The sequence below is a fragment of the Syntrophus buswellii genome (assembly GCF_046097065.1).
Taxonomy (GTDB): Bacteria; Desulfobacterota; Syntrophia; order Syntrophales; family Syntrophaceae; genus Syntrophus; species Syntrophus buswellii.
In genome coordinates this window covers 754,587-779,736 of record NZ_CP175563.1, presented here as the reverse complement: position 1 = coordinate 779,736, position 25,150 = coordinate 754,587, and the positions used below count along the sequence as shown (strand labels likewise).

Below are 25,150 nucleotides of genomic sequence, written 5' to 3'. Positions count from 1 at the left end.
CCCGGCCTTGCCCGCTCCGAGCTCCGTTCTCAACTTTTATTCCTGAAATATCTGAAACCTGCCTCAAACAGAAGCCTCTTAGGCTTGGGGAAAAAACCACCCGGCCACTTTTAAACCCCCTGTGGATTTGCAATAAAAATCATGATACGAAATGTTCCGCAAAGGGTCCTGACCCTTTTCAGCAGGCGATACGGCAGGTTCATCGACGCTGGATTGCCGAAAGCGGGACGGGGCTGAAAGCGCAATTTCATCAATAACGAAGAAGACCGTGTTCATGGCCAGTTTAAGAGAGATATTGAATCCCGAATCGGTGGCGCTCATTGGAGCGACAGAGCAGGAGAACTCCATAGGCAGAGTGGTCCTGGCGAACCTTTCCCGGACAGCGAATCGCCCGCTCTATTTTGTGAATCCCAACAGACAGACCATTCTCGGAGCCCGGTGCTTCCCGTCGATCAGGGATGTGCCCTCCCGCGTCACCCTGGCCGTTATCGTAACCCCGGCAGCCACCGTCCCGGGCATCATCGAAGCGTGTGGAAAGGCGGGTGTTTCAGTCGCCATCATCCTTTCCTCAAATTTCACCGAGGAGGAGCAGAGGGAACTGGCGGAGAACATTCTCGCCGCACGCAGGGAGTCCGGCATGAGAACGATCGGGCCCAATTCCCTGGGGATGATCCTTCCCCACAACGGCCTCAATGCCACTTTTCTCAAGACGAACCCCAAACCCGGAAACATCGCACTCATCGCACCCGTTCTCGGCGATGCGATCCTCGACTGGGGGGATACAATGGGAATAGGCTTCAGCATGTTCGCCTCCCTCGGCTCCCGGATAGACGTCGGGTACGGGGATCTCATCGATTTTCTGACGTACCACTACACGACAAGAAGTCTCATGATCTACATGGAAACCGTGGGGGACGCGAAACGATTCATAAGCGCCGCACGCGGCTTTGCGCTGAGCAAACCTATCGTCGTGCTCAAACCGGGCCGTTCAAAAGCCGGGGCATCCTTCGTCGAGATGCGGTCGGGAAGATCGGCGGGAAACGATTCCGTCTATGACGCCGTGTTCCGGAGAATCGGCATCGTGAGGGTGGCTGAGGTGATGGATCTCTTCAATATGGCAAAAGTCCTCGATTCGTCCTGCCTGCCCAGAGGGTCCCGGCTCGCCGTCATCACCAACGCCGGGGATGTCGGAATCATGGCCACGGACACCCTGGCCGAGCTGGGAGGAGAGCTGGCCTGCATCTCCAGCGGAGACTCAGGCCGTGAAGATGTTCTCCTGCCGGAACAATGGTGTCGGGATGATCCTGTCGACATGGGAGGAGCGGACGATGCCAGACGCTATAGGAACACCCTGGATCTCTGCCTCGGCGATGACGGGGTGGACGGCATCATGGTGATCTATACGCCGCGGGTTTTTGCCGGGGCCATGGACCTGGCCCAGGCCATTATCCAAGCCGCCAGGAAGACCCGGAAGCCGATCATCGTCACCTGGGTGGGCGGCGCACGCGCCGCCGAAGGCCGCCGCATCCTTCTGCACAACAATGTACCGGCCTATGCCACCCCCGAAGAAGCGGTAAAGACCTATCTTTACATGTACCGGTATCACAGGAATCTTGAACTCATCTATGAGACGCCGGCCGAGGGAACCCAGACAGGGGCCCCTCTTCTGAATTATCTCAAGACGGTTGTCCGGAAGGCCATCCGAGACGGGAAACGGACCCTCTCCCGCCGGCATGCCTTCGACCTTATCAGGAACTATCGAATTCGCACCCTCAGGACAACCATTGTGTCGGACATCGACCAGCTTCGCCGGGAAATCCCGGGCCTGGGCCTCCCTCTGTCCCTCAGGATCCAGCCCCTCACCGGGGAGAAAGAAGAACAGGCGATCCCCTTGACCGCCACCGGGGACGTTGACGACGCCTGCCGGCAGGCGGGACAGCGGTTGCGCGATGGAGGCGTGGAAGTCATCCTTCAGAATACGCCGGCACCGGCGGCCTTGAGGCTTAAGCTCGAATCGAGAAGAGACCCCGAGTTCCACACCATCCTGATCATCAGCCCCGGCGCCGGCGGCCCCGACGATGAACGCATCGGCCTGCCGCCTCTCAACCGGACCCTGGCCCGGCGCCTGCTTGAAGGTACGGGAATCTATCCCGTTTTAAAAAATGCCGATGAGGGTCGGCAGATTCTTTCCCGGCTTGAGGATACCCTCCTGGGATTTTCCGATCTGGTTGTTGATTTTGCGGAGATCGAGCGCATGGAGCTTGTCCTGTGGATTGAACAATCCGAGGTGCTGGCAGGGGATGTGATGGTCGCCCTTGCTTCTGTTTCCGAGGAATCCGGGCCCTATTCGCACCTCGTGATCACCCCTTATCCCTTGCACTACATAACGACGTGGAATCTTCTCGACGGGACGGAAGTTCTCCTGAGGCCTGTCCGTCCGGAGGACAAGCTCATGTCCCAAGAGATGCTTGATTCCCTCTCGGAGGAGACGTTGCGCAACCGATATTTCGGCGTCCGGGAAATAACCGACGATCTTGTTGTACGGTCCTGCAACATGGACTATGACCGGGAGATAGCCATCCTGGCTGAAATCAGGAGGAACGGGAAAAAGTGCATGATCGGGGGAAGCCGTCTCATCCACCATCCCGACACCGGGATCGGCGAGTTTGCCATCCTGGTTCACGATCATTACCACGGCATGGGCCTGGGGGCAAAACTGATCGACATTCTCATCGGAATAGCCCGGGATAAGCATCTCCACAAGATCGAGGGGCTTGTGTTGACCGAAAACGGAAAGATGCTTGGCCTGTGCCGGAAACTGGGGTTTCAGGTCAAGCCTGAACCCGAGGGCGTATCAAAAGTCATCCTGTCCCTTGATACCTGAACATCAGCGGAAAGGGCGGCCTTAACCTGCACAGACAAGGAGGAGCAATGAAAAGAGAATCCGTAGCGTTTGGACTCGCCGTTCTCATGATCACGGCACTGCCCGGCTTTTCGGAGGGCAAGATCATCTTAAAAACTCAAAGGGATAAGGTAAGCTATGCCATCGGTTACGGCATAGGAAGTGACTTTAAGGAAAAATCCATCGGCATCAATCCGAATGTCCTTTTGAAGGGAATTACAGACGCCCTTTCAGGATCCACAAGGTCCTTGACACAAGCCGAAATGGATCAGATCATGATGAGCTTTTCGCAGGACCTCCAGGCAAGGCAAAGGGAATCCTTTGAAAAGGCAAGGGCCGTCAACAGAAAGGAAGGCTCGGAATTTCTCGAAAAGAACAAGCTCAAGGAGGGCGTAAAAGTCACCCCGAGCGGCCTGCAGTACAGGGTGGTCAAGGAGGGCACAGGAGACAACCCGAAACCGGGCGATACGGTAACCGTCCATTACAGGGGCACGCTCATCGACGGGACGGAATTTGACAGCTCCTACAAGCGCAATCAGCCAGCCACGTTTTCTCTTGCAGGAGTCATCCGGGGATGGACTGAAGGCCTGCAGCTCATGAAGGCAGGGGGAACATATGAACTCGTCATCCCTTCCGATCTTGCTTACGGCGAGAGAGGCGCAGGCCATCTCATCGGACCGGATGCCGTTCTGATTTTCACCGTAGATCTCATTTCCATTGAAAAGGAAGGATGACAGAGGGCCTTTCATTGCTGATGCAGGGAGACCTGCACCCGATAACAGCCGCCAGGTGGAATCGGGGAATTTTTTAAACGGATATTCCGTCGAGGTCTTCCTTCATGGATTCCGGGCCATTATCGAGCCTTCGGCCCTCGCGGCGGACGGCGAGCATCGGACTTCCAGGGAGGCAAGTGCGCCTATGTCTTCTCATGGATCAGGGAATCAAACATTCGATACTGGCGTTTCGCCCAGTAGAGGATGAACAGGAATGCGATGGCGTTGGCAAGCGGCTGGGCCATCCAGACGCCGTTGATGCCGAACCAGGGAGGTAGGAGCCACAGAAAGGGGATTAAAAAAAGGATTTCGCGACCGACCAGCAGGACCATGGCGGCTTTTCCCTGTCCGAGACCGATGAACATGTTGATCCACATCAGGCTGGGAGCGGCTGTGATCAGTATCAGAAAATTGATGCGCAGGGCTGTTGCCGTGAGCCTTCGCAGCTCCATGTCATCGGAGAAGAGCGTCGCAATGGCCGGAGCAAAGGCCTCCACGATCAGAAAACAGACCATGGCAATCGCAAAGGAAATTTTTACGGCGATCGCCACCGCCTCCATCAGTCTAACAGGAAGATTCGCCCCTTCACTGAAGGCAACCATCGGCATCAGGCCATGACCGATGCCGTAAAGCGGAATCATGACCAGGCCACTCATTCGGGAGACAATGCCCAGAGTGGCCACGGCAAGGTTGCTGTATCCGCCAAGGACATGATTGTGAAGAAGCATTCCAAGGCTGAGCACGAGATTGATGATCATGGAGGGAAATCCCGTCGAGTAGATGGACAGAATAATCCGGTAATCCGGACGGAGATAATGCCATTTCAGCTGATATTTGGAGCTTTTCTGCCGCAAGAAATAAAAGGCAAGCGCTGCACCCGATATCTGGGAAATCACCGCGGCCATGGCGGCTCCCTCAATTCCCAGCCGGGGGAAGGGACCCCAGCCGAAGATGAGTATAGGATCCAGGATACCGCTGACGGCCGAGGTCATAAGAGCGCAATACATCACGAGATGAGGCCTGCCTTCCGCCCGGAAGAGATTGCTGGCCATCATGATCAGAAACAGAAACGGCACGCCGGGCAGCAGTGTCAGGAGATACCGGCGGGACAGGGGCAGAATTTCCGTTGTGGCGCCGAAATATGTCAAAATGAGATCCGGCCCGGCCATCCCCAGGCTGATGAACAGCGCTCCGAGCACAGCCGAAAGAAAAAAAACCTGGCCGGCTGTCTGTCGGGCCTTCCGGTTTTCCTCCGCACCGAACATCCTGGCGGCGTATGAGCCTGCACCCAATCCCGTTCCCACGCCGACTCCGCCTAAAATCACCTGTATGGGAAGGCTTATGGTTAAGGCCGCAAGGGCATTCGAGCTGAGCCTGGCAAGCCAGAAGGCGTCTATGAGGTAATAGACGTTTACGACCAGCACGGTGGCGATGGACGGCCAGCTCATTTGCAGCAGAAGAGGCAGGATGGGACCCTCCGCCATATTCAGACTTTTATTGTTCATAACGATGTGATTTACAGTAAAATTCTGTTTTAGGCAAACGATCGGTGCCTGTTCGGAGCTGCGGACGGACCTGCCGAACCCGTCGTCGCCCCGGCAAAAGCGCATCGGATCAGCCGGGATGAACCGGCTCTGAAGCTTACGCTCCGCGGCCGCACAGACTGGCTCAGCACCGAGGTGCTGCGAGCTGCCGGCGCCCTTGGGAAATCCTTTCAGCAGGTATGAACGTACATGAAAAAAGATAGACAACTTTGGCAAAAAATGAAGTAATATGATGGCTCGTTCCGTTTGGGACATCCGAAAAAATGTTAAATTTCCGCGAAAAAGACGCGGATCCGTACAGCAGGGAGCCTTTATGCCAGGAATTTTTGAAATCAGCGTTGAAGAGCAGTTTTCCGCCGCCCACGCGCTGCGGGATTACCCGGGAAACTGCGAGCACCTCCATGGACACAACTGGGCCGTCCGGGTCACCGTCGAGTGCCGGGAGCTCAATGAGATCGGAATCGGCATTGATTTTCGAGAGGTGAAGCAGACGGTTCGAGAGGCGCTCCACCGACTGGACCACATCAACCTGAACGAACTGCCGCCTTTCCAGAAGGCCAACCCCTCGTCGGAAAACATCGCCCGCCACCTCTATTTGGAGCTGAGCGGGAAGCTCAACAGGGATACGATACGGGTTTCGCGGGTCAGAGTTTCCGAAACACCGACCAGCAGCGCCACCTATCGGGAGGACTGAAGCGGGTCACACATTTTCTCTTTGCGGATCGGACGGCGACAGAAGAGGATCAGACTGAGAAGATCCTTCGATGATGGGAAGCAGGGAAATGTTTTTCGAGCGTATCGATGATCGGAATCCCGTAAATCACCGTATCCGGCCGGAAATCCATCCGCGAAAACGCTTTTTGAAGAGGGTTGCCCACGGAAAGCCTTCAACCTCTCAGGCAACAACTCAGCCTGCTCCCAATTCCATGGCGATATGGACTGCAACCTTGAAATGTTCCGGGAATAACCAGGAGGACACGGTGCGGATCCTCTTCACGAGCGATTTACATGGAATGATTTGGTTGTACGATTCGCTTGTAGACCTCTCCGAGCAGTGCGGGCCCGATCTGATCATTCTGGGGGAGATCTGCTGCCCAGGCTGGACAAACATGGAAATTTGCTCGATGCTCAAAGGCACTTTGCCATCACTGTTTTCCCCTCGTATTGTTTGAAAATGCACGACATCAATCCGGATGTCGACATCGGGGTGATCCTGGGGAACGACGACTGTCAGATGGTGACGAGGGAATCGGAGGACCTTCACCGGACAGGATTGATCCGGCTCGTCGATAACAGCGCCTGGAAGACCAGGCACTCATGGCAGGTCATCGGGACGAGCCTGGTTCCGGAAACCCCGTTTCACCTGAAGGACTTCGAAAGACGCGACTGCGAAGCGGATCCTGTGCGCTATCCTTCGGTACAGGCCATGTATTCCTCAGATCAGGGTATCGGCATCCTTTCCAGTTCGGCGTGGTTTTAATCCCGTGCATCCATTGAAACCGAACGGATGAAACCGAACTGACAAGACTGCCCACGGCAGTCGCTTATGACCGGACGGTGTTTGTTTCGCATTCGCCTCCGTATTCAACGCCATTGGACCTGGCCGTGAACGGAATCCATGAGGAGTGACGTGTCCTTAAAGGTCAACGAAATCTTTTACAGCATTCAGGGGGAATCGTCCTTTATCGGCATTCCCTGCGTCCTGGTGCGGCTCACCGGCTGCAATCTCCGCTGCTCCTATTGCGATACCCGCTACGCCTACGAGGGAGGGACCTTGTGGGAACTTTCCGACCTGCTTGGCCGGATCGCATCTCACCGATGCCGTCTGGTGGAAATCACCGGAGGGGAGCCGCTGCTCCAGGCGGAAACCCCGGCCTTGATCCGGAGCCTTCTGGAGGGAGGATATGCGGTTCTCCTGGAGACCAATGGATCTCTGCCCATCCGGGGGATTGACCGGCGCTGTGTGCGCATCGTCGATATCAAATGCCCTTCAAGCGGAGAAAGCCACAGGAACGATTTCAGCATCCTCGACGATCTGACGGAACGGGACGAAATCAAGTTTGTCCTGGGCGAGAGAGGGGATTATGAATTTGCCCGGGACATCCTTCTTTCCAGGAACCTGGCGGCGAAAACGCGGAATCCACCGCTCCTGTCCCCCGTCACGGAGCGCCTGGATCCGAAACGGCTGGCTCGGTGGATCCTCGAAGATCATCTTTCGGTCCGCCTCCAGCTCCAGCTCCACAAAATCCTCTGGGGGAAGGATGCCCGGGGCGTTTGAAAAAAAAAGATAAAGGAAAAAAGACGAGGACACGCCAATGAATTCAGATCGAAGGGCCGTCATCCTTCTCAGTGGAGGGCTGGATTCCACCACGACCATGGCCATCGCCAAGGCGGAAGGCTATGAGCTTTACGCCCTCACGTTCCAGTACGGGCAGCGCCATGCCATCGAGCTGGAGGCGGCGCGGCGCATCGCCAATGCCCTGGGCGCAAAGGAACATCTCATTGTTCCCCTTGATTTAAGCATTATTGGAGGATCGGCCCTCACCGGTCACCTTGAGGTCCCGAAAAGGGATTCCCCCGAGGAAGGGGAAGGGGTGGAAATTCCCGTAACGTACGTCCCCGCCAGAAACACCATCTTTCTCTCCTATGCCCTCGCATGGGCGGAGGTCCTGCAGACCGGTGAGATCTTTATCGGGGTGAACGCCGTGGATTACAGCGGCTATCCCGACTGCCGCCCCGAATACATCGCGGCCTTCGAGACCATGGCCAATCTCGCCACCAAGGCATGCACGGAGGGCGGGATGCACCTGAAAATCCGCACTCCGCTGATCCTGCTCTCCAAAGCGGACATCATTCGAAAAGGAATGGCCCTGGGCGTGGACTATGGAATGACGCACACCTGCTACGACCCTCTTCCCGATGGAAGGGCCTGCGGCCGATGCGACAGCTGCCACCTGCGCCGGAAGGGATTCCGGGAGGCCGGTTACGAAGATCCGGCATTTTCCGAAAAGTAGCACAGGATCTCAGGCCTCTGCCTTGCCTTTCGTGAGGACTCCGAGGATCAGGCGTTCAAAATCCTCCAGGGGATCGACGGTCATCTCGATGCGCAGTGCAAAGCAGGGAATGGCAGGCAAATCGAGGGACATCACTTTCATCTGATCCTTCTCCGTGGTCACGATCATGTCCCCGCGGACGTCCTTGGCCGCCTGCGCAACAGCGGCGATATCGCTGGATGAATAGCGATGATGGTCCGGGAAGGCAAGGAACGCGGCAATATCGGCCCCCAGGGATTCCAGGGTACCGCGGAAGCGCTCCGGAGCAGCGATGCCGGCGAAGGCGCAGATCCTCCTTCCCTTCAGATCACGAAGTTCCCTGCTCCGGCCCTTGTTCAGGGAAACCAGGGAAGAGGGCCGATGGGTCCCTCGAAAGGCCGGAAGAGAACGCTTAAAAATCCGCTCTGTATCGTTGCAGCCATCTGGTTCGCTCCGGGTATCCCCCGGGGTTCCCCTTCGCTCCCCTGTCCGGACGAGGAGATCAGCCCGCTTCATGGCCCGGTCCGGTGGTTCGCGCAACGGTCCCCGCGGCAGAAGATAACCGTTTCCCCAGGGACGGTCGATATCCAGCAATACGATATTGAGGTCCCGGAACAGACGGCGATGCTGGAATCCGTCATCGAGGATCAGAACATCGGCACCCAGGCGCGCTATGGCCGCCTTTCCCGTCAGGCGACGGTCCGGACCGGTCAGAACGGGAACGCCCGGGCAGCTTCGGGCGATCAGCACCGGCTCATCGCCTCCCGCATGGGGCCCCAGCAGGACGGAAACCCCATCGCTGACGATATTGACCGGCGCCGCCCCCGTACTGCCGTAACCCCGGCTCAGCACCGCCGGACGATAGCCGTTTCCCCGGAGCATCCGGGCCAGCAAAACCACCATGGGCGTCTTTCCCGTACCGCCCGCCGTTACGTTCCCGACGCTGATCACCCTGCAGGGCAGCTTTGCCGATCTCAGAAGCTCCCGGTCATAAAGACCGTTCCGCAGGGAAACCCCGACCCGGTAAACATGGGAGAAGATCTCAAGCAGCAGGGCAAAGGGACTCCCGCCTTTGCGAGTCCCCGGCTCCTCCCAGAGCTGGCGGCAACGTTCACGAATCTTCACGGGAATATCCTGTAGCCGGGGACTACTTCAGGTCCATTTCCTCCCCCGCTTTGTTCTCTTTGAATTGCAGCTGGTGCAGTTTGCAATACTCACCCTGCCTGGCCAGCAGCGTATCGTGAGAGCCCTCTTCCACGATTTCCCCCCTGACCAGCACGACAATCCGGTCGGCCGTGCGGATCGTGGAAAGGCGGTGGGCGATCACCAGGGTCGTCCTCCCCTTCATCAGGCGCTCCAAGGCATCCTGAACCTCCATCTCGGCCTCGGTATCAAGCGAGGATGTGGCCTCATCGAGGATCAGGATCGGGGCATTTTTCAGCAGCGCCCTGGCAATGGAGATTCGCTGCCGCTCGCCGCCGGACAGCCGGGTCCCCTGTTCTCCGATCACCGTATCGTATTGTTCGGGAAGGTTCTGGATGAACTCATGGGCATTGGCCGCCCTGGCCGCCTCGATGATCTCCTTCTCCGAGCAGTCGCGGCTTCCATAGGAAATGTTGTTCCGGACCGTATCGTTGAACAGGATGGTCTGCTGGGTCACGATCCCGATCTGGCGGCGCAGCGACAGCAGGGTCACATCCCGGATGTCGTGGCCGTCAATGAGGATCTGCCCGTCGGATACGTCGTAAAATCTGGGGATCAGATTGACCAGCGTCGTCTTGCCTCCGCCGCTCATTCCGACAAAGGCGATCACTTCACCGGCACGGATGGTCAAATTGATATTTCTGAGCACCGGGGTTGCGTTGTAGGAAAAGGAAACATTTCGGATTTCGATCTTTTCGACGATGCGGGGAAGGTCCACGGCATGCTCTCTGTCAAGAATGTCGGGAACGAGATCCAGAATGTGAAAGACCCTCTGGGCGCCGGCTATCCCTTTTTGAATGGTGTTGTTGACGTTTGTCAATCTTTTGACCGGTTCATACAGCATGATCAGCGCCGTCAGAAAGGAAAAAAAGGTTCCCGGGGTGGAGGAGCCGTGAATAACCTGGTAGCCTCCGTAAAAAATGATCGCGGCGATGCCGATCCCTCCCAGGAACTCCATGAACGGGCTGGAAATCGCGTTGATGGAAACGGACTTCAAAGCCAGGCGCATCAGCTTCTCGTTTTCCCTGGCGAAGCGCATGTTCTCATAGGCCTCCATGCAGAAGGCCTTGACGATGCGCGTGCCGGAAATGGTCTCCTGGAGCAGCGTGGTAAGGCCGGCCATGGTGACCTGGGTTTTCGTCGCATTCCGTCTCATCTTCTCTCCGAACTTGGCAATGGGATAGATGGTCAGGGGAAAGACGAACATGGCGATGATGGCCAGCTGCCAGTCCCGGTAGAAAATGACGAAGACAAGGAAGATCAGGGTAAAGGTGTCCTTGAGGAGACTGGTCACCGCCTCGGAAACGGCATGCTGGATGGAAGTGACATCGTTGGTGATCCGCGACATGAGCTCCCCTGTGTGATGCTTGGCAAAGAATCTCAGGGACTGCCTCTGGATCTGCTCATACAAATGGTACCGCAGGTCGGCGACGATGCGCTGACCGATGAAGCTCATCAGAATCGTCTGAAAATAACTGCAGGATCCCTTGACCGCGTAGATCAGAATGACGGCCAGGGGAATCCAGAGGAGCATTTCCGCATTCCTTTTGAGGAAAATGTCATCCAGGGCCGGCTTGACGAGAAAAGCCAGCGCAGAGGTAAGGGCGCCCACGACCAGCATGCAGACCATGGCGACGGCAAACCGGGGAATGTGGGGTTTGGTCAATTTCAAAAGACGCTTAAAGATATCCATTGTTTTCCTTGCAAAAGTCCCTGCGCTCAGGCCTTCCTTACCGGCCGGGTTCCCCGCAGACCCACGTTATCCCCGGGGTCTCTGCAGAAGCGACAAGGCCATATCGGCCGCCCGCCGGGCCGCACCCGGCCGGCCGAGTTTTTCCCGGAGCTGCGAAAGCTCCTCCTTGATGATTCTTCTCCGGTCGGCATCGCCGAGGATCGCCAGGACTTCCGCTGCGATGCGCTCCGGGTTGGCCTGGTGCTGGATCAGCTCCGGGGCCACGGTCTTTCCGGCCACAATATTCACCAGGCCGATATGATCCACAGAAATGAGCATCCGTCCAATCAGATAGGAAAGGGCTGAAACTTTGTAGATAACGACCAGGGGAGTCCCCAGAAGCGCTGTTTCCAGGGTGGCCGTTCCGGACACCACCACAGCTGCATCAGCCGCGGCCACCGCGTCATACGTGGCACCTCGAACCAGGCGAATCTCAGGCACATCCACCCCCTGCATCCGGCTCTCCATCCAGGCCGGGTCCAGCGTGTCGGCCAGGGGGAGGAGAAACTGCACGGGCTGGATCTTCCCGGCGATGAGCCGCACCGCCTTCAGCATGCCCGGAAGCAGCCGGGTGACCTCCCCCTTCCGGCTTCCCGGCAAGAGCGCTACCGTCGTTACGTTGTCCCGCAGTCCCAGCCGGCGAAGGGTTTCGCTGCGCGAAGAGCTTACCTGGACGGCATCGAGAAGGGGGTGGCCGACAAAGGAGGCATCAACACCCGACTTCCGGTAGAGCGGCTCCTCGAAGGGAAGGATGACCGCCATGCGGTCCACAACGCGGCCGAGGGTCTTGATCCTTCCTCTCCGCCAGGCCCAGATCTGGGGAGAAATGTAATAAAAAACGGGAATACCGTTTTTCTTTGCAGATCGTGCAAGGGGAAGATTGAAGTCGGGATAATCGATGAGAATGACGAGATCGGGTTTTTGGAACCGCATCGACTTTTTCAGGCGGCTCATGACAGACAGAATGACCCGCAGCTTGGACAGCACTTCCGTCAACCCCACAACGGCCATGTTCCCCGCATCGGCCCACAAGTCCACGCCGGCCTCCCTCATACGGCCGCCTCCGACGCCGTAAAAGGAAAGCCCCGGGTTCTTCCGCATCATCGCGCGGACCAGGGAAGACCCGTGAAGGTCTCCGGATGCCTCTCCCGCCACAATAAGGATGCGCTTTGAACTCAAGGGAAGGATTCGCTCTTCATCTCAGGCTTCTGCGGGCCGATTCAATTCTGTCGACAATGTTCAAAGCCACTTCAAGAGACTGGCGGCCCTCCTCCCCCGTCACGGGAGGCGGCATGCCGGTTTTGACGGCCCGGACAAAGGCCTGGATTTCTTCTTCAAGGGGGTCATGCTTCGGGATATTCAACGGATTCGCAACAATTTCGACTTTACCATCGGGAAACCGCCTCGTTCTAAGAGAGGACACCTCACGCTTGGCGCAGTCGGCGGAATGGTAACCATTCGTTTCAAAGAACCGGATCTTCTGCATGGTCTTGGCCGTCACCCTGCTGGCCGTCAGGTTCGCCACACATCCGTCGGCAAAGGTCACACGGGCATTGGCAATGTCGATCTTCTCGGATAGAACGGAAACGCCGACGGCAGCGACATCCGTCACCGACGACTGGACAAAATGGAGGATCAGATCCAGATCGTGAACCATGAGGTCGAGAACCACGTCCACATCGGTTCCCCGTTCGAAGAAAGGGTGAAGCCGGTGGGCCTCAATAAAGACCGGCTTTTTCATCACTCCTTCCAGCGCAACAATGGCCGGGTTGAACCGTTCCACAAAACCGATCTGAAAGGCCAGGCGTTGCTTCTCGGCCAGGGCAACCAGTTCATCGGCCTGCGCCAGGGTTTCCGTAATCGGCTTTTCCAGAAGCACATGAACCCCGGCTTCAAGAAAATCGTGCGCTACCGCGTAATGCGCTCCCGTCGGCACGGCAATGCTCACCGCGTCCACCCGCCCCAGGAGCCGGCGATGATCGCTCAGCGCCTCGCACCCGAACTGGTCCGCCGCCTTCCGGGCGCGTTCCGTCTGGCTGTCTGACGCACCGACGATTTCGACGTCTTCGATTCTGGCGTATTTCTGTAAATGGTAATTGCCCAGATGCCCGATTCCGACAACTCCCACCCGTATTCTGCTCATCCCTCTTTTCCCTGTCTCTGCGCTAGTGGCAGACGCCCCGTTCCGACGTCTGGATGAACTCAATGAAATTGCGCACCTCCGGTGTATCCGTTACGGTTGTCCTCACCCGTTCCAGAGCGGCCTCAAGCCGCAGAGGTGAACGGAAGATGATCCGATAGGCTTCCTTCAGAGCCGCAATGGTCTCCTTGCTGAACCCCCGTCGCTCCAGTCCGATGAGATTGAGTCCATAGAGTTTTGCGTGATTGCCCGCCGCCGTCACATAGGGCGGGATATCCTGAGTCACCGCAGATGCCCCTCCGATGATGCAGTGCGCCCCTATCCTCGTGAACTGGTGAATGCCGACCATGCCGCTGATGATGGCGTAGTCGTCGACATGAATATGCCCGGCCAGATGGGATGCATTGGAAATGATGATATTGTTCCCCAGTTTGCAGTTATGGGCAACATGACAATAGGCCATGATGAGGTTGTGATCTCCGATCAGGGTAACGCCGATATCCGCCGACGTGGCCCGGTTCACGGTCACATATTCACGGAACACATTATGGTTTCCGATGACAACCCGCGTCTTTTCCCCTTCGTACTTCAAATCCTGAGGATCGCCGCCCAGAGAGCAGAAGGATGAAATCCTGCAGTCCTCACCGATATCCGTATCCCGTTCAATAACGACGTGCGATCCGAGAATCGTATTTTTCCCGATGGTCACACCGGGACCGATTACGCTGTACGCTCCGACTTCAACACCCTCCGCCAGGCTGGCCTCGGGTGACACGACTGCTGTGGAATGAATCCTCATGGTTGATTTGTTTCCTCTTTTGCCTTAGCTCATGAACGTTACTTCTTTTTTTCCAGATGCTCACTGAACTGCCCTTCCAGCACCTCCAAGCGCTTTAATGCATGGTTCAGTGTCGTGCGCATCTCCGGCAACCGTGGCACACAGGACATTGCTCTCAGCCAGGTTCGGTGGGGCATGCACGGCGAACCGGAAACGATGGAACGGGCCTTCACATCTTCATGAACGCCGCTCTGAGCACCGACCATGGCGAAATCACCGATATCCAGATGGCCTACGAGCCCCGCCTGTCCGCCGAGAATCACGCTTTGACCCAGGTGGGTGCTGCCGGAAATGCCGACCTGGGAAACGATGATCGATTTTTCTCCGATCACCACGTTGTGGGCAATCTGAACGAGATTGTCGATTTTAACGCCCCTCTGAATCCAGGTCCGGCCGAGGGTTGCCCGATCGATGGTCGTATTGGAACCGATCTCCACATCGTCATCGATCTGGACAATGCCGATCTGGGGGATTTTCAGATTGTCGCGCCCCGGATTGGCAAAGCCGAAGCCGTCACTCCCTACCACCACACCAGCATGGAGAATGACCCGCCTGCCAATGAGGCATCGCCGGTAAACGCACACATTGGGGTAGAGAACGGAATCTTCACCGATGACGGCCTCGCGGCCGATAAATACGCCGGGATAGAGAACAGCCCCCGCTTCGATCCTGGCCCCCCGGCCGACGTAGACCCCGGGGTATACCGTGGCCGACGGAGCAATCTCAGCGCCCTCCTCAATCATCGCCCGGCCGCTGACGGCGGGAATTTCCTTCTCCTCCGGGTAAAACAAAGCCAGCAGCCTGCCGAGGGCTGCGTAAGGGTCGTCAACTTGAACCAGGTTTCTGCCGGGGCTTTCCGTGTCTCTGGAAACGAGGACCGCTGAGGCCTTTGTGGTCAGCAGCTTCTGTTCGTACTGCGCATTGGCGACAAAGGTGATATCTCCCGGACCGGCTTCGTCAATTCCCCGAACCGAGCCAATGAGAGCTTGATCATCCCCGACAACCGTTCCCCCCAGAAAAGAGGCGATTTCATTGAGCGTCTTTTTCACTTCCCCGTTCATATTCCTTTCTGGAACGGATTACTTTTCCATTCGTTCTTTCCGATCCTTCATCACCAGCCGTTACTTTTTCGGCTTGTAGGTCCGATCGAATTCTTCGATAACGCGCTTGGTCAAATCATTTTCCCTGGAGAAAAAGGGCACGGGAACCGATCCGACATCCAGGATGACCGTAAACTTCTCCTTCGTCCCGATGTCACTGATGACCTTCATGATCTCCGGCAGCAGAGTCTTGGAAAGCTCCTGGTCCCGTTTCTGCATTTCTTCATTGGCATCCTTGACCATCTGCTGATAATCGCGAAGCTTCTTCTGGTAGGCGTTTTCCTTTTCTCTCAGGGCCGCCTCCTTCAGGACGGAACGCTGCTTATCCAGATCTTCCTTGAGTTTTCTAAGTTCCGCCTCCTTGGCCGAAATCTGCGCCCTGTTTTTTTCAAAGGTCTTTTTTAATTCCTCAGAGGCCTTTTTCCCCTCCACGGAATTCAGCATAACCTCCCGAACGTCCACAAATCCGATTTTTTCAGCGGCCAGGGCCGCGGGTAGCGAACACAGAAAAACAAAACCAAAGACCAACAGCGAAATCCTCATAAGTTTATCTTTCATGAAAAAACTCTCCTTAACTGTGAAATAAACGGATCTGACCATCCCTTACATGAACATGCCGATGGTGAATTCCCAGCGGCTCGCCGGTTCGTCCTCCTCGCGGTCAAGCACATAGCCCCATTCCAGGCGGAGCGGTCCAATGGGGGAATACCAGCGGATGCCGACGCCCGCCGTCTGGCGAAGATCGCCAAGATCGTAACCGCTTTCCCAGGCATTTCCGGCATCAAAAAAGATGACCCCCTTCATCCCCGCATTCTTGATCAGCGGAAAGACAAAATCCACGTTGACGTTGAACATCGTCTTGCCGCCGATCACGTCGCCCTCCTCGTCCTTGGGCCCCACATCACGCAATCCGCGGAGAGAGTTGATTCCCCCAAGGTAAAACCGCTCATAAATGGGGAGCCTTTCGCCGCTGTGGGCCGAGATGTACCCCGCCCGGGCCCTGGTTCCCAGAACGGTTTCCAGCGGGAGAGGGAAGAACCAGGTGGAACTTAACGTGTATTTCGTGAACCCCACGGTTCCCCCCAGGGGACCGCCGGTATATTCCACCGCAATCGTGTTTTTCGATCCCTTCGATGGAAACATGTTGTCATCCGTCGTGTCCCGACCCAGCGACAAGGTCACTCCGCTCGTCGTGTTCTCGCCTTCCTGGTCCTTGACATAGTTCGAAGCGTCCCCATCGACGTTCGTGACGTCATCCAGCGAATACCGGTAAGCGATGTAGCCGTTGATCTGATATTGCGGCCAGAGGGGATATCCCAGCGTGACACCCCCGCCCTTTGAATCCAGATCGTAGGAGTTGTATTCCCTCTCCAGGTTCCAAAGATCAAACTTGCTCCACAGGGGCATATCCATCAGGTAAGGCTCTATAAAGGACAGCTGATACAGGGTGGTTTTCGAACCCAGATTTGCCTTGAGGCTCAGGATCTGCCCTCTGCCGAAGAGGTTCTGCTGGGATATCTGCGCCGTCAGCATGGCGCGGTCCTGGGCGCTGTAACCGGCTCCCAGGCTGAGAAGGCCGGTCTGCTTTTCCTTGACCCGGATATTGACATCCGTTTTGCTTTCATCCGGACCTTTCTCCGTCTGAAAGTCGATTTCTTCAAAATAGCGCAGCCGGTTGAGGTTTGCGTAGCTCTTCTTCAGATTCGAGCTGTTGTAGAGCTCTCCCTCCTTGATGGCCAACTCGCGTCGGATGACCTTGTCCCTCGTCTTGGTGTTTCCGGTTATTTCAATGCGGTTGAAGTAGACATGCTGCCCTTTCGTAATATCGAACATGACATCCACGGACTGGGTTTTTTCCTGAGGGACCGTCCGGGGGCTGACATCGGCATAGGCATAACCCTCATCATTGCATGCCTGGGTCAGATAATCGATGTCCTTCATGATCGCTTCGCGGTCGAAATGCTCCTTTTTGGCGATTTTCAGCTTAGACAGCAGGTCCTTCCGGGAAACGGTCAGTTCGTCGCCTGTGATCTCAACCGTTCCGACGCGATACCTCTCTCCTTCCGTAATGGGAATCTTGACATAGATGCCCTTCCGGTCATAGGAAATTTCCGGTTCTCCGACCTTCGCGTTCATGAACCCATTGTTCAGATAAAAAACATTGAGTTTGGCAACATCCTGCGTGAGCTGTTCCCTTTTGAGTATCCCGGAATCGGTAAAGAAAGAAAGGATGCCCTTTTCCGTGGTGCTGAGCATGTTGCGGAGTTCTTTTTCCGTGTAGGTCTTATTTCCCTCAAAGCTGATCTTTTCGATAAACAGCCTGTCATGCTCCTTGATCCTGTAAACGACACGCATGTCCTTGGGTCCGGAAGATTCAATCCGATCCAGGACCTCGGCATTGTAGTACCCTTTGCTGTCGTAGAGCTCCTTGATCTTCTGGACATCGGCCTTTACCTTCTCCGCATTGAGAATCTGTTTGGGCTTCGCGCTTATGACCGCTTCAATGTCACTTCGGCTGAGCGCCTTGTTGCCCTCGATCTGAACCTCCGCGATCATGGCCTTTTCCTGAACGCTGAAGACCAGAATCCGGCCTTCGGAGGTGCTTTTCGTCTCCGCCGACACATCATTAAAATATCCCATCTTGTAGATGGCCTTGATGTCTGCTGAAACATCCTCCTCGGAAAAAAGGCTGCCCTGCCGGCTCTTCAGCACCTGTTCGATGGCGCTGGACCCGATCTTCCGGTTGCCCTGGATCTCGACCCTGGCGATGCGCAATTCCGGTGCGATCTTGAGAAGAACGGTCGATTTGAGCTCCGCCGCAAGCTTGTCGATTGCGCTCCGTTTCCCCTGGACAAACAGGGGCGGCAGGGCCGTTGACCGGCGGATGTCCAGAACCCGGATATCCGCACTGAGGCTTTCCCCGAATTCAGAAAGGCTTCCCAGAACGACATAAGCGGCGCCCGTCATGCTCCCGATCTTAAAGCCCAGGGCTTCGGTGACCGCCTGACCGGCCAGGGCGTCCGCAAAAGATTTTTCCTCAACCAGCTGGACATTTTTGGATTTACGGAATTCGCTGGACAGCTGCCGGGACATCGCCTCCTGCAATGAGGCCTTCTCCGCGGAGGTAAAAATATCGAAGGGCAGGACGGCAATGCGCGCCGCCTCTCCGGCGATGGAAATTCCTGCTCCCAGCAGAAAGGCTGCAAGCCCGATCACAAAGATTCCGCATATCACTAGAGATAGTTTCTTATGCACAGGCATATATTTCCCCATCCCGCAAGCCAATGCTTCGCGACATTCTGCCGGCCAAGGACTGGTTGTGGGTTACCACAATCAGGGTAATCCCCTTTTGCCGGTTCAGTTCCAGAAGAATATCTTCAATTTTTCGGCCGGTTTCCGTATCGAGATTCCCCGTGGGTTCATCAGCAAGAAGAATTTCCGGCTCCATGATCAGCGCCCGGGCAACGGCAACCCTCTGCTGCTCGCCACCGGAAAGTTCCGAAGGTTTGTGCGTCATCCTATCACCAAGGCCTACATCATGCAATATCGTTTCAGCCTTCGCAAGAGCGTCGCGCCGTGACATCCCGTGGATCAGGGCCGGCATCATCGTATTTTCAAGGCTGTTGAACTCGGGCAACAGGTTGTGAAATTGAAAGACGAAACCGATCGTCCGGTTTCTGAAGGACGCCAGCTTTTTTTCCTGCCAGTCAAAAACATTCAGCCCGTTAAACAGCACCGTTCCGGAGGTCGGCCTGTCCAGCGTCCCCAGGATATGGACGAATGTCGTCTTGCCTGCGCCGGAAACGCCGAGAATCGCCAGAGAATCCCCGTCGTCAATACTCAGATTGATTCCGCGAAGCACCTCGATCCGGCTGCCGTCTTTAACAAAAGTCTTCTTGAGATCATGAACCTGGATCACAACGCCCATCCCCGGAATCGTTTTCCGCCGCAACCCCTCGCCCTTCCGTCGTCTGCCCTCATGACCGGCATCCCCCCTGGTCGCCCCTATTCATTTCGCAGGGCCTCCGCCGGATCCAGCCGTGCCGCCCGGTAGGATGGATAGAGCGTGGAAAGAAACGAGATGATGAGCGATCCAATCACAATGACGGCGACATCCGTATAATCCACCCGGGAAGGCAGCTGGTTGAGATAGTAGACATCTCCCGGCAGAATCTTGAATCCGAAGAGCCGTTCGATAAAAGCGGACAACCCGGAGAGGTTGTGGGCCAGAGCCAACCCCCCCAGCATTCCCAGAGTCGTTCCAATCGTTCCGATCGTCACCCCCTGAAACACGAAGATTTTCATGATGCTTCGTGACGTGGCGCCCATGGATTTCAGGATTGCGATGTCCTTGTTCTTTTCCATGACCACCATGATCAGGGTGCTGATGATGTTGAAGGCGGCCACCAGCACGATCAGGCTGAGGATAATGAACATGACCCGCTTTTCAAGCTTGAGGGCCGAGAATAGATTCTTGTTCATTTCCATCCAGTGCCTGGCCCAGTAGGGGAAGCCCAGCTTTTTCTCGATGGTTCGGGCAATGACGTCGGCGCGATAGATGTCATCCACTTTGATCTCGATCCCCGAAACCGTATCCCCCAGGTTCAGAAATTCCTGGCAATCCGCCAGGGACACATAGGCCAGGGTGGAATCATATTCGTAAAAGCCCGAATCGAAAATGCCGACGACCACGAATTTCTTCATCCGCGGGACAAATCCCATCGGCGTGGAGACCCCCATGGGGGTGATGATATACACAGGGTCATGGAGGATCAGGCCAAGATTTTTAGCAAGCTCCTTGCCGATTACAATGCCGGGCGGAGCTTCCGCCTCCCCCGCGGCACGGTCGTGCGATTCGGTCCCCGCAAGGGCCTGGATGCTTCCCGCCTTCATACGCCCGAGATCAAGGACTCCGAAGGCGTCTTTCAAAGAAAGTCCCCTCAGAACCGCACCGCTGACGCTGCCTTCACTCTTGAGCATGGCCTGGCTGTAGATAAAGGGGGTGGAGGCCACAACCCCAGGCATCTCTTTCACCTCGCCCATGACCTGACGGTAGTTTTTCATCGTCCCCTGATATTCCATCAGAACGATGTGCGAATTAATCCCCAGGATCTTGTTGCGCAGATCCGTTTCAAACCCGTTCATCACGGCCAGCACGATAATCAGCGCCGCCACACCCAGAAAGATTCCCGCTATGGAAATAAACGTGATGATGGAAACGAAAACCTGTTTCCTTTTTGCGCGTAGATAGCGCAGATTGATGAAAAATTCATAGGACATTTTGTATAATAACCGCACCGGGTTGAAAAGAGATCTGCCGTTCAGGAAACGAAAGGCCGGATCTTATTCCACTCCCGGCTCTTTCCTCCGCATGTGGGGGAAGAGGATCACATCCCGTATGGACGGCGAATCCGTTAAAAGCATGACAAGCCGGTCAATTCCGATTCCCTCGCCGGCCGTCGGCGGCATGGCATATTCCAGAACCTGGACATAATCCTCATCCATGACGTGCGTTTCCTCGTTACCCTCTTCCCGCTCCTTGGCCTGCATGAGGAAACGTTCCCGCTGATCTTCCGGATCGTTCAACTCGGAGAAGGCATTGGCGATCTCCTTGCCGGCGATGTACAGTTCAAAGCGGTCGGTAACACCCGGATCCTCGACATTGCGCCGGGACAGAGGAGATACCTCGACGGGATAAAGGGTCACAAACGTGGGCTGCACGAGTTTCTCTTCCACAATCTCTTCAAAGATGGCGGTCACGAGTTTGCCCAGGGCGTCCGTATTCTTGACCTCCAAACCCAGCTGGCGGGCATAGGCATAGGCCTTCTCTTGATGCTCCAGGATTTCAGGGTCTATTCCACCGTAACGAAGGATGGAATCCTTCACCGAAATCCGCGTCCAAGGCGGAGTCAAATCGATCTCCATTCCCTGATACTGGAAATTCAGCGTGCCCAGAACGCGCTGCGCAACGGTAGTCAGCAGCTCCTCCGTAAAGGTCATCAGGTCTTCATAGGTTGCATAGGCCTGATAAAATTCCATCATCGTAAATTCCGGATTGTGAAAGGTGGAGATCCCCTCGTTGCGGAAATTCCGGTTGATCTCATAAACCCGCTCCAACCCCCCGGTAATGAGCCGCTTCAGGTAAAGTTCAGGGGCGATCCGGAGATACAGGTCCATTCCCAAGGCGTTGTGGTGGGTCCTGAAAGGCCTCGCTGTTGCGCCGCCCGCCTTGGGCTGCATCATGGGCGTTTCCACTTCCAGAAAATCCCGTTCGTCCATGAAACGGCGAATGGCATTGATGATCCGGCTCCGGGTCACAAAGACCTCCCGCACGCCTGGATTGACGATCAGGTCCACGTGCCGCTGCCGGTAACGGGTCTCAACATCCGTCAGACCATGCCATTTCTCCGGCAGCGGTCGAATGGCCTTGGACAGCAGCCGCAACTCATCCACCTCGATGGTCAGCTCCCCCGTTTTGGTTCGAATGGGCCTTCCGCCAATAAAAACGATATCCCCCACATCCAGCCTCTTGAAGAGGGCGTAGGCCGCATCTCCGATTCCGTTCCGGTGGAGATAGGCCTGAATTTTTCCCTTACGGTCCTGAATATTGATAAAGGCCGCTTTCCCGAAATTCCGGACGGCCATCAATCTGCCCGCCAGGGTGAACCGCTCATGAAGCCCCCCCAGGAGTTCATTATCCGCATCTTCGAATCGCTCCAGAATCGAAGCCGTCGTGTCGTCCACACGGACATCGTTCGGGTACAAATCAACCCCCTCGGCTTTCAGGGCGTCAATCTTCTCAATCCTTTTCCTAAAAAGTTCACTGTCTGCCATATCGTCACCAGAACACTGTTATAAAGCGAAGTTCACTATCGTTTTTTTCCCCGTTAGTCAAGAAGGTTTTGAAAACACAGGACAGATGCCCCGACCGTGACCTGCCGCTCACAGCGGCAGGGTTCAAATGAGATTGCTAATTCGGAGGTATTTGTGTATAGCAGAAACCATCTGCAGTTGACTTCGACAGGGGAGGATGACGGATATTCCATGATCAATAAAGCGATCTTAGTAGGCAGGCTGGGAAAGGATCCTGAAGTTCGCTACACGCCGGATGGCGCCATGGTTACGAGCTTCAGTCTGGCCACGGATGAACAGTGGAAAGATAAAAGCGGCGAAAAGGTTCAGAAAACCGAGTGGCACAACATTGTCACCTTCGGCAAGCTTGCGGAAATCTGCGGCAATTACCTGGCTAAGGGGCTGCTTGTCTATATCGAAGGGCGGATCCGCACCCGCGCCTGGGAAGGGAAGGACGGCGTCAAGCGGTATACAACGGAAATCATTGCCCAGGATATGAAGATGCTCAGCCCTAAAGGGGCTGATCGGGGTGAAAGCAGGAGCGCACCGGAAGGGCATTATTCGCCCTTCAACGACGCCTCGGCTCTGCCGGAGGATGATGTCCCCTTCTGACACATGCAACGGATTTCTTCACCCGGACACGCCGGCCGGCGGAGCGGCCCTCAGGCGGCAGACTTTCGGATTCCTATGTCGCCTGTACGGCGGCGCTCTGACCGCCTGCTGCCGGCTTTGATCTGAAACGGGAAGAAGACGACCGTGGAACGTTGAGGCGGGGCTCAGAAACCCTTACCCCCATTGCCCCGTGCCGGGAGGCGGCCGTTGTTCAGCCGGGCGGGGATATCCCGCAGGTGGTCTTATTTCGGCTCGATCTTCTTTGAAGGGGAGGTAACGTCAATTTCTTCAGGTTCGTTTGTTGCCTTCTTAAAGTTCTTGATTCCCTTGCCGATTGCGCCTCCGATCTCCGGAAGTTTGCCGGCTCCGAAAATGATCAGGATGATCACCAAAATAACCAGCAATTCAGGCATGCCAATTCCAAACATAGAGTTCTTTCTCCTTTACGCGTACATTCGGTTTTCCGCAGGAAAACGAATTCGCTTCATTTCATATGAACCATGATCATCAGCATAAAATAACATTTTATCGTTGTCAAACAGATCATGAAGTGGACAGGCCGATCGCCCGGCTTCGCTCAAGGGAGATTGAGGTGAACAACCTGCCCATGCCCCCCCAGATTTTCCAGCAGCCGATCCTGGAACAATACCCTGACACCCGCCGCATTGCCAATATCCAGGGCAAAGCGATCCTTGGCACTGAGGTCCAGCCGTTCTCCGGGTCGGAGCGTTCTTTCCGTGGTCTCCTGGCCATCGGTCCGGATCCGGAGCCAGGTCTTTTCCTTCGCTTCAATAATAAGCGTGTAGGAATTGGAGGTATGTTCACCAGCCTCCTGTAAGGGGGGCGTCTGAGCTTGTTCCGCTGGGGCCGCCTGGGGCTGAATGGCATCCGGTGCGGCCGGCAGGGGTTCCGCTGGAACCGGAGGTGTCGCAACCCCCTTGATAGCCGCCGTGCCGGCGGGCTCCTCTTCGGGAGAGGCCGTTCCTTCCAGCTTGCCCGAACCGGAATCCGGTAAAATCCGAATTTCATTGGTGTATGAAGCAAAGAGCCAGGCAAGGGCGCCGATAAAAAAAAGAACGGATACAATCAGGGCGAGACGTTTCCAGGAACGCTGTTGACCGGAAGGAAAGGTTCCGGTGAATTCCTTCTGAAGGATGGGAGGAGGCGCCTGTTCGCTTTCATGCTTGAAATAATCCAGGAAGGGCTGACTGTCCACCTGGAGAAAATCGGCATAATTCCGGACAAAGTTCCGTGTATAGACATCAGGCGGTAAAAGGTGGAACTCGCCCTTCTCCAGTGCGTCAAGGACCGAAACACTTATTTTCGTTTTTTCATGAACATCCTTCAATGAAAGCCCCTTTGCTTCCCTGACGGCTTTCAAGTCCGATACGAACGTTTTCAGTCCCTCATGAACCTGCTCTGCACTCATGGCACATCCACCTTTTTTCCTTACCTGAATCCAGGACCCATCCTGCATAACATCAAATGGAGAGCTCCGCAATACAAAGTTGCCCCCCATCGATCCGCCGGCATTAATCCTGGTTTTTTGTCTTTTTTGTGTGATAAGGGTTTTCGGCGATACGGAATCTGAACGATACAGGAGATTTTACTGGAATGAATCCATTTACCGAGTTTGCTGTTTCAGCGGCACGAAAAGCCGGAGAGCTTCTTAAAAGCCGTCTGAACACACCGCATTCCATTGATTATAAAGGAGTCGTCAACCTCGTTACGGAAGCGGACCGCATGTCCGAAGCGCTGATTCTCGATCTCATTCAGCGGCAATTCCCCGACCACTCCGTTTTGACGGAAGAGTCCCCGGAACGAGAAAGGGACTCGAGCTACCGCTGGATCATCGACCCCCTGGATGGAACGACCAACTATGCCCACGGCTATCCAGTCTTTTGCGTCTCCATCGCCTTGGAGCAGGATGGAAATATGATCGTCGGGGTTGTCTATCATCCCATGATGGATGAAATGTTTGTTTCAGAAAAGGGAAAGGGATCGTGGCTCAACGGTCAACGCATCTGGGTGTCGGACACGTCCGACCTTTCCCGAAGCCTCATCGCCACGGGGTTTCCTTATGACGTCAGGGAAAGTGAAAACAACAATCTGAATTATTTCAACTCGATGATCATGAAAGCCCAGGCGATCCGCCGCGCCGGGGCAGCCGCCCTTGACATGGCTTACCTCGCCGCCGGCCGGTTCGACGGCTTCTGGGAATTGAAGCTGATGCCTTGGGATACCGCAGCCGCCTCGCTGCTCGTCCAGGAGGCCGGGGGAATCGTCACGGATCTTCGGGGCCGGAACTTTTCATTGACAGCCCCCCACGTACTGGCATCAAACGGAAAGATCCATCAGCAGATGCTTTCCGCCCTTTCGGAAGCGCAGGAATAACAGCGGCTTATTCGGGCCACGCGGTTCG

General features: G+C 55.8%; 23 protein-coding genes. 9 read left to right on the top strand and 14 right to left on the bottom strand.

Annotated features, from left to right (window positions below; all coding sequences use genetic code 11):
• The first annotated feature begins 274 nt into the window (after nt 1-274).
• Together ACJ77P_RS03540 and ACJ77P_RS03535 are read left to right on the top strand one after the other, a co-directional pair.
• Nucleotides 275-2,884, top strand: coding sequence for a bifunctional acetate--CoA ligase family protein/GNAT family N-acetyltransferase (locus tag ACJ77P_RS03540; RefSeq protein WP_408998989.1), 2,610 nt, complete (start codon nt 275-277; stop codon nt 2,882-2,884).
• 47 nt (nt 2,885-2,931) lie between these two features.
• Nucleotides 2,932-3,636, top strand: coding sequence for an FKBP-type peptidyl-prolyl cis-trans isomerase (locus ACJ77P_RS03535; RefSeq protein WP_367359648.1), 705 nt, complete (start codon nt 2,932-2,934; stop codon nt 3,634-3,636).
• 182 nt (nt 3,637-3,818) lie between these two features.
• On the opposite strand, the gene ACJ77P_RS03530 is transcribed toward ACJ77P_RS03535, so the two are convergent.
• Complete coding sequence (locus ACJ77P_RS03530; protein ID WP_408998988.1) at nt 3,819-5,180, bottom strand: MATE family efflux transporter; 1,362 nt, start codon at nt 5,178-5,180, stop codon at nt 3,819-3,821.
• 352 nt (nt 5,181-5,532) lie between these two features.
• Here ACJ77P_RS03530 and queD point away from each other — a divergent pair, with 352 nt between their 5' ends.
• The 5 genes from queD (at nt 5,533) to queC (ending at nt 8,233) form a co-directional block, all read left to right on the top strand.
• Nucleotides 5,533-5,913, top strand: a complete 381-nt coding sequence (gene queD, locus ACJ77P_RS03525) for a 6-carboxytetrahydropterin synthase QueD (RefSeq protein WP_367359651.1) — start codon at nt 5,533-5,535, stop codon at nt 5,911-5,913.
• 70 nt (nt 5,914-5,983) lie between these two features.
• Nucleotides 5,984-6,391 carry a hypothetical protein gene (locus ACJ77P_RS03520; protein WP_408998987.1) on the top strand — a complete coding sequence of 136 codons (408 nt, stop codon included), beginning with the start codon at nt 5,984-5,986 and terminating at the stop codon, nt 6,389-6,391.
• Nucleotides 6,392-6,393: 2 nt separating this feature from the next.
• Complete coding sequence (locus ACJ77P_RS03515) at nt 6,394-6,699, top strand: hypothetical protein (RefSeq protein WP_408998986.1); 306 nt, start codon at nt 6,394-6,396, stop codon at nt 6,697-6,699.
• 150 nt (nt 6,700-6,849) lie between these two features.
• Nucleotides 6,850-7,497: a radical SAM protein gene (locus tag ACJ77P_RS03510; protein WP_367359652.1), complete on the top strand. Its 648-nt coding sequence runs from the start codon at nt 6,850-6,852 to the stop codon at nt 7,495-7,497.
• A 37-nt stretch (nt 7,498-7,534) separates the two neighbouring features.
• Complete coding sequence (queC, locus tag ACJ77P_RS03505) at nt 7,535-8,233, top strand: 7-cyano-7-deazaguanine synthase QueC (protein WP_408998985.1); 699 nt, start codon at nt 7,535-7,537, stop codon at nt 8,231-8,233.
• A gap of 9 nt (nt 8,234-8,242) precedes the next feature.
• Here the strand turns inward: queC and lpxK are convergent, their stop codons facing one another.
• The 11 genes from lpxK to lysS all read right to left on the bottom strand — a co-directional run bounded on the left by lpxK (nt 8,243) and on the right by lysS (nt 22,098).
• Nucleotides 8,243-9,376 carry a tetraacyldisaccharide 4'-kinase gene (gene lpxK, locus ACJ77P_RS03500; RefSeq protein WP_367359654.1) on the bottom strand — a complete coding sequence of 378 codons (1,134 nt, stop codon included), beginning with the start codon at nt 9,374-9,376 and terminating at the stop codon, nt 8,243-8,245.
• Nucleotides 9,377-9,398: 22 nt separating this feature from the next.
• Entirely contained in the window at nt 9,399-11,147 is a 1,749-nt protein-coding gene (msbA, locus tag ACJ77P_RS03495) for a lipid A export permease/ATP-binding protein MsbA (RefSeq protein WP_367359655.1), read from the bottom strand.
• A gap of 66 nt (nt 11,148-11,213) precedes the next feature.
• Nucleotides 11,214-12,365: a lipid-A-disaccharide synthase gene (gene lpxB / locus ACJ77P_RS03490; RefSeq protein ID WP_408998984.1), complete on the bottom strand. Its 1,152-nt coding sequence runs from the start codon at nt 12,363-12,365 to the stop codon at nt 11,214-11,216.
• Between the two features lie 16 nt (nt 12,366-12,381).
• Nucleotides 12,382-13,329: a Gfo/Idh/MocA family protein gene (locus ACJ77P_RS03485; RefSeq protein WP_408998983.1), complete on the bottom strand. Its 948-nt coding sequence runs from the start codon at nt 13,327-13,329 to the stop codon at nt 12,382-12,384.
• 22 nt (nt 13,330-13,351) lie between these two features.
• Complete coding sequence (gene lpxA / locus ACJ77P_RS03480; protein ID WP_367359658.1) at nt 13,352-14,125, bottom strand: acyl-ACP--UDP-N-acetylglucosamine O-acyltransferase; 774 nt, start codon at nt 14,123-14,125, stop codon at nt 13,352-13,354.
• Between the two features lie 38 nt (nt 14,126-14,163).
• On the bottom strand, nt 14,164-15,213 hold the full coding sequence (lpxD, locus tag ACJ77P_RS03475) for a UDP-3-O-(3-hydroxymyristoyl)glucosamine N-acyltransferase (protein WP_408999392.1): 1,050 nt from the start codon (nt 15,211-15,213) through the stop codon (nt 14,164-14,166).
• Nucleotides 15,214-15,285: 72 nt separating this feature from the next.
• The gene (locus ACJ77P_RS03470) at nt 15,286-15,822 is read right to left on the bottom strand and encodes an OmpH family outer membrane protein (RefSeq protein WP_367359660.1); all 537 of its coding nucleotides are present in this window, start codon (nt 15,820-15,822) and stop codon (nt 15,286-15,288) included.
• Nucleotides 15,823-15,867: 45 nt separating this feature from the next.
• Entirely contained in the window at nt 15,868-18,519 is a 2,652-nt protein-coding gene (bamA, locus tag ACJ77P_RS03465; protein WP_408998982.1) for an outer membrane protein assembly factor BamA, read from the bottom strand.
• A complete protein-coding gene (locus ACJ77P_RS03460) occupies nt 18,512-19,192 on the bottom strand; it encodes an ABC transporter ATP-binding protein (RefSeq protein ID WP_367359662.1) in 681 nt (226 codons plus the stop codon). Before ACJ77P_RS03460 ends, bamA begins: the two co-directional genes overlap by 8 nt.
• A 77-nt stretch (nt 19,193-19,269) precedes the next feature.
• Nucleotides 19,270-20,544, bottom strand: coding sequence for a lipoprotein-releasing ABC transporter permease subunit (locus tag ACJ77P_RS03455; RefSeq protein ID WP_408998981.1), 1,275 nt, complete (start codon nt 20,542-20,544; stop codon nt 19,270-19,272).
• A gap of 63 nt (nt 20,545-20,607) precedes the next feature.
• Nucleotides 20,608-22,098, bottom strand: a complete 1,491-nt coding sequence (gene lysS, locus ACJ77P_RS03450) for a lysine--tRNA ligase (protein ID WP_367359664.1) — start codon at nt 22,096-22,098, stop codon at nt 20,608-20,610.
• Between the two features lie 153 nt (nt 22,099-22,251).
• Here lysS and ACJ77P_RS03445 point away from each other — a divergent pair, with 153 nt between their 5' ends.
• Nucleotides 22,252-22,728, top strand: a complete 477-nt coding sequence (locus ACJ77P_RS03445) for a single-stranded DNA-binding protein (protein WP_408998980.1) — start codon at nt 22,252-22,254, stop codon at nt 22,726-22,728.
• A 242-nt stretch (nt 22,729-22,970) separates the two neighbouring features.
• Here the strand turns inward: ACJ77P_RS03445 and ACJ77P_RS03440 are convergent, their stop codons facing one another.
• On the bottom strand, nt 22,971-23,156 hold the full coding sequence (locus tag ACJ77P_RS03440) for a twin-arginine translocase TatA/TatE family subunit (protein ID WP_367359665.1): 186 nt from the start codon (nt 23,154-23,156) through the stop codon (nt 22,971-22,973).
• A 149-nt stretch (nt 23,157-23,305) separates the two neighbouring features.
• Nucleotides 23,306-24,157, bottom strand: coding sequence for a helix-turn-helix domain-containing protein (locus tag ACJ77P_RS03435; protein WP_367359666.1), 852 nt, complete (start codon nt 24,155-24,157; stop codon nt 23,306-23,308).
• 185 nt (nt 24,158-24,342) lie between these two features.
• On the opposite strand from ACJ77P_RS03435, the gene ACJ77P_RS03430 reads away from it, so the two are divergent.
• Nucleotides 24,343-25,122, top strand: coding sequence for an inositol monophosphatase family protein (locus ACJ77P_RS03430; RefSeq protein WP_367359667.1), 780 nt, complete (start codon nt 24,343-24,345; stop codon nt 25,120-25,122).
• Nucleotides 25,123-25,150 lie beyond the last annotated feature (28 nt).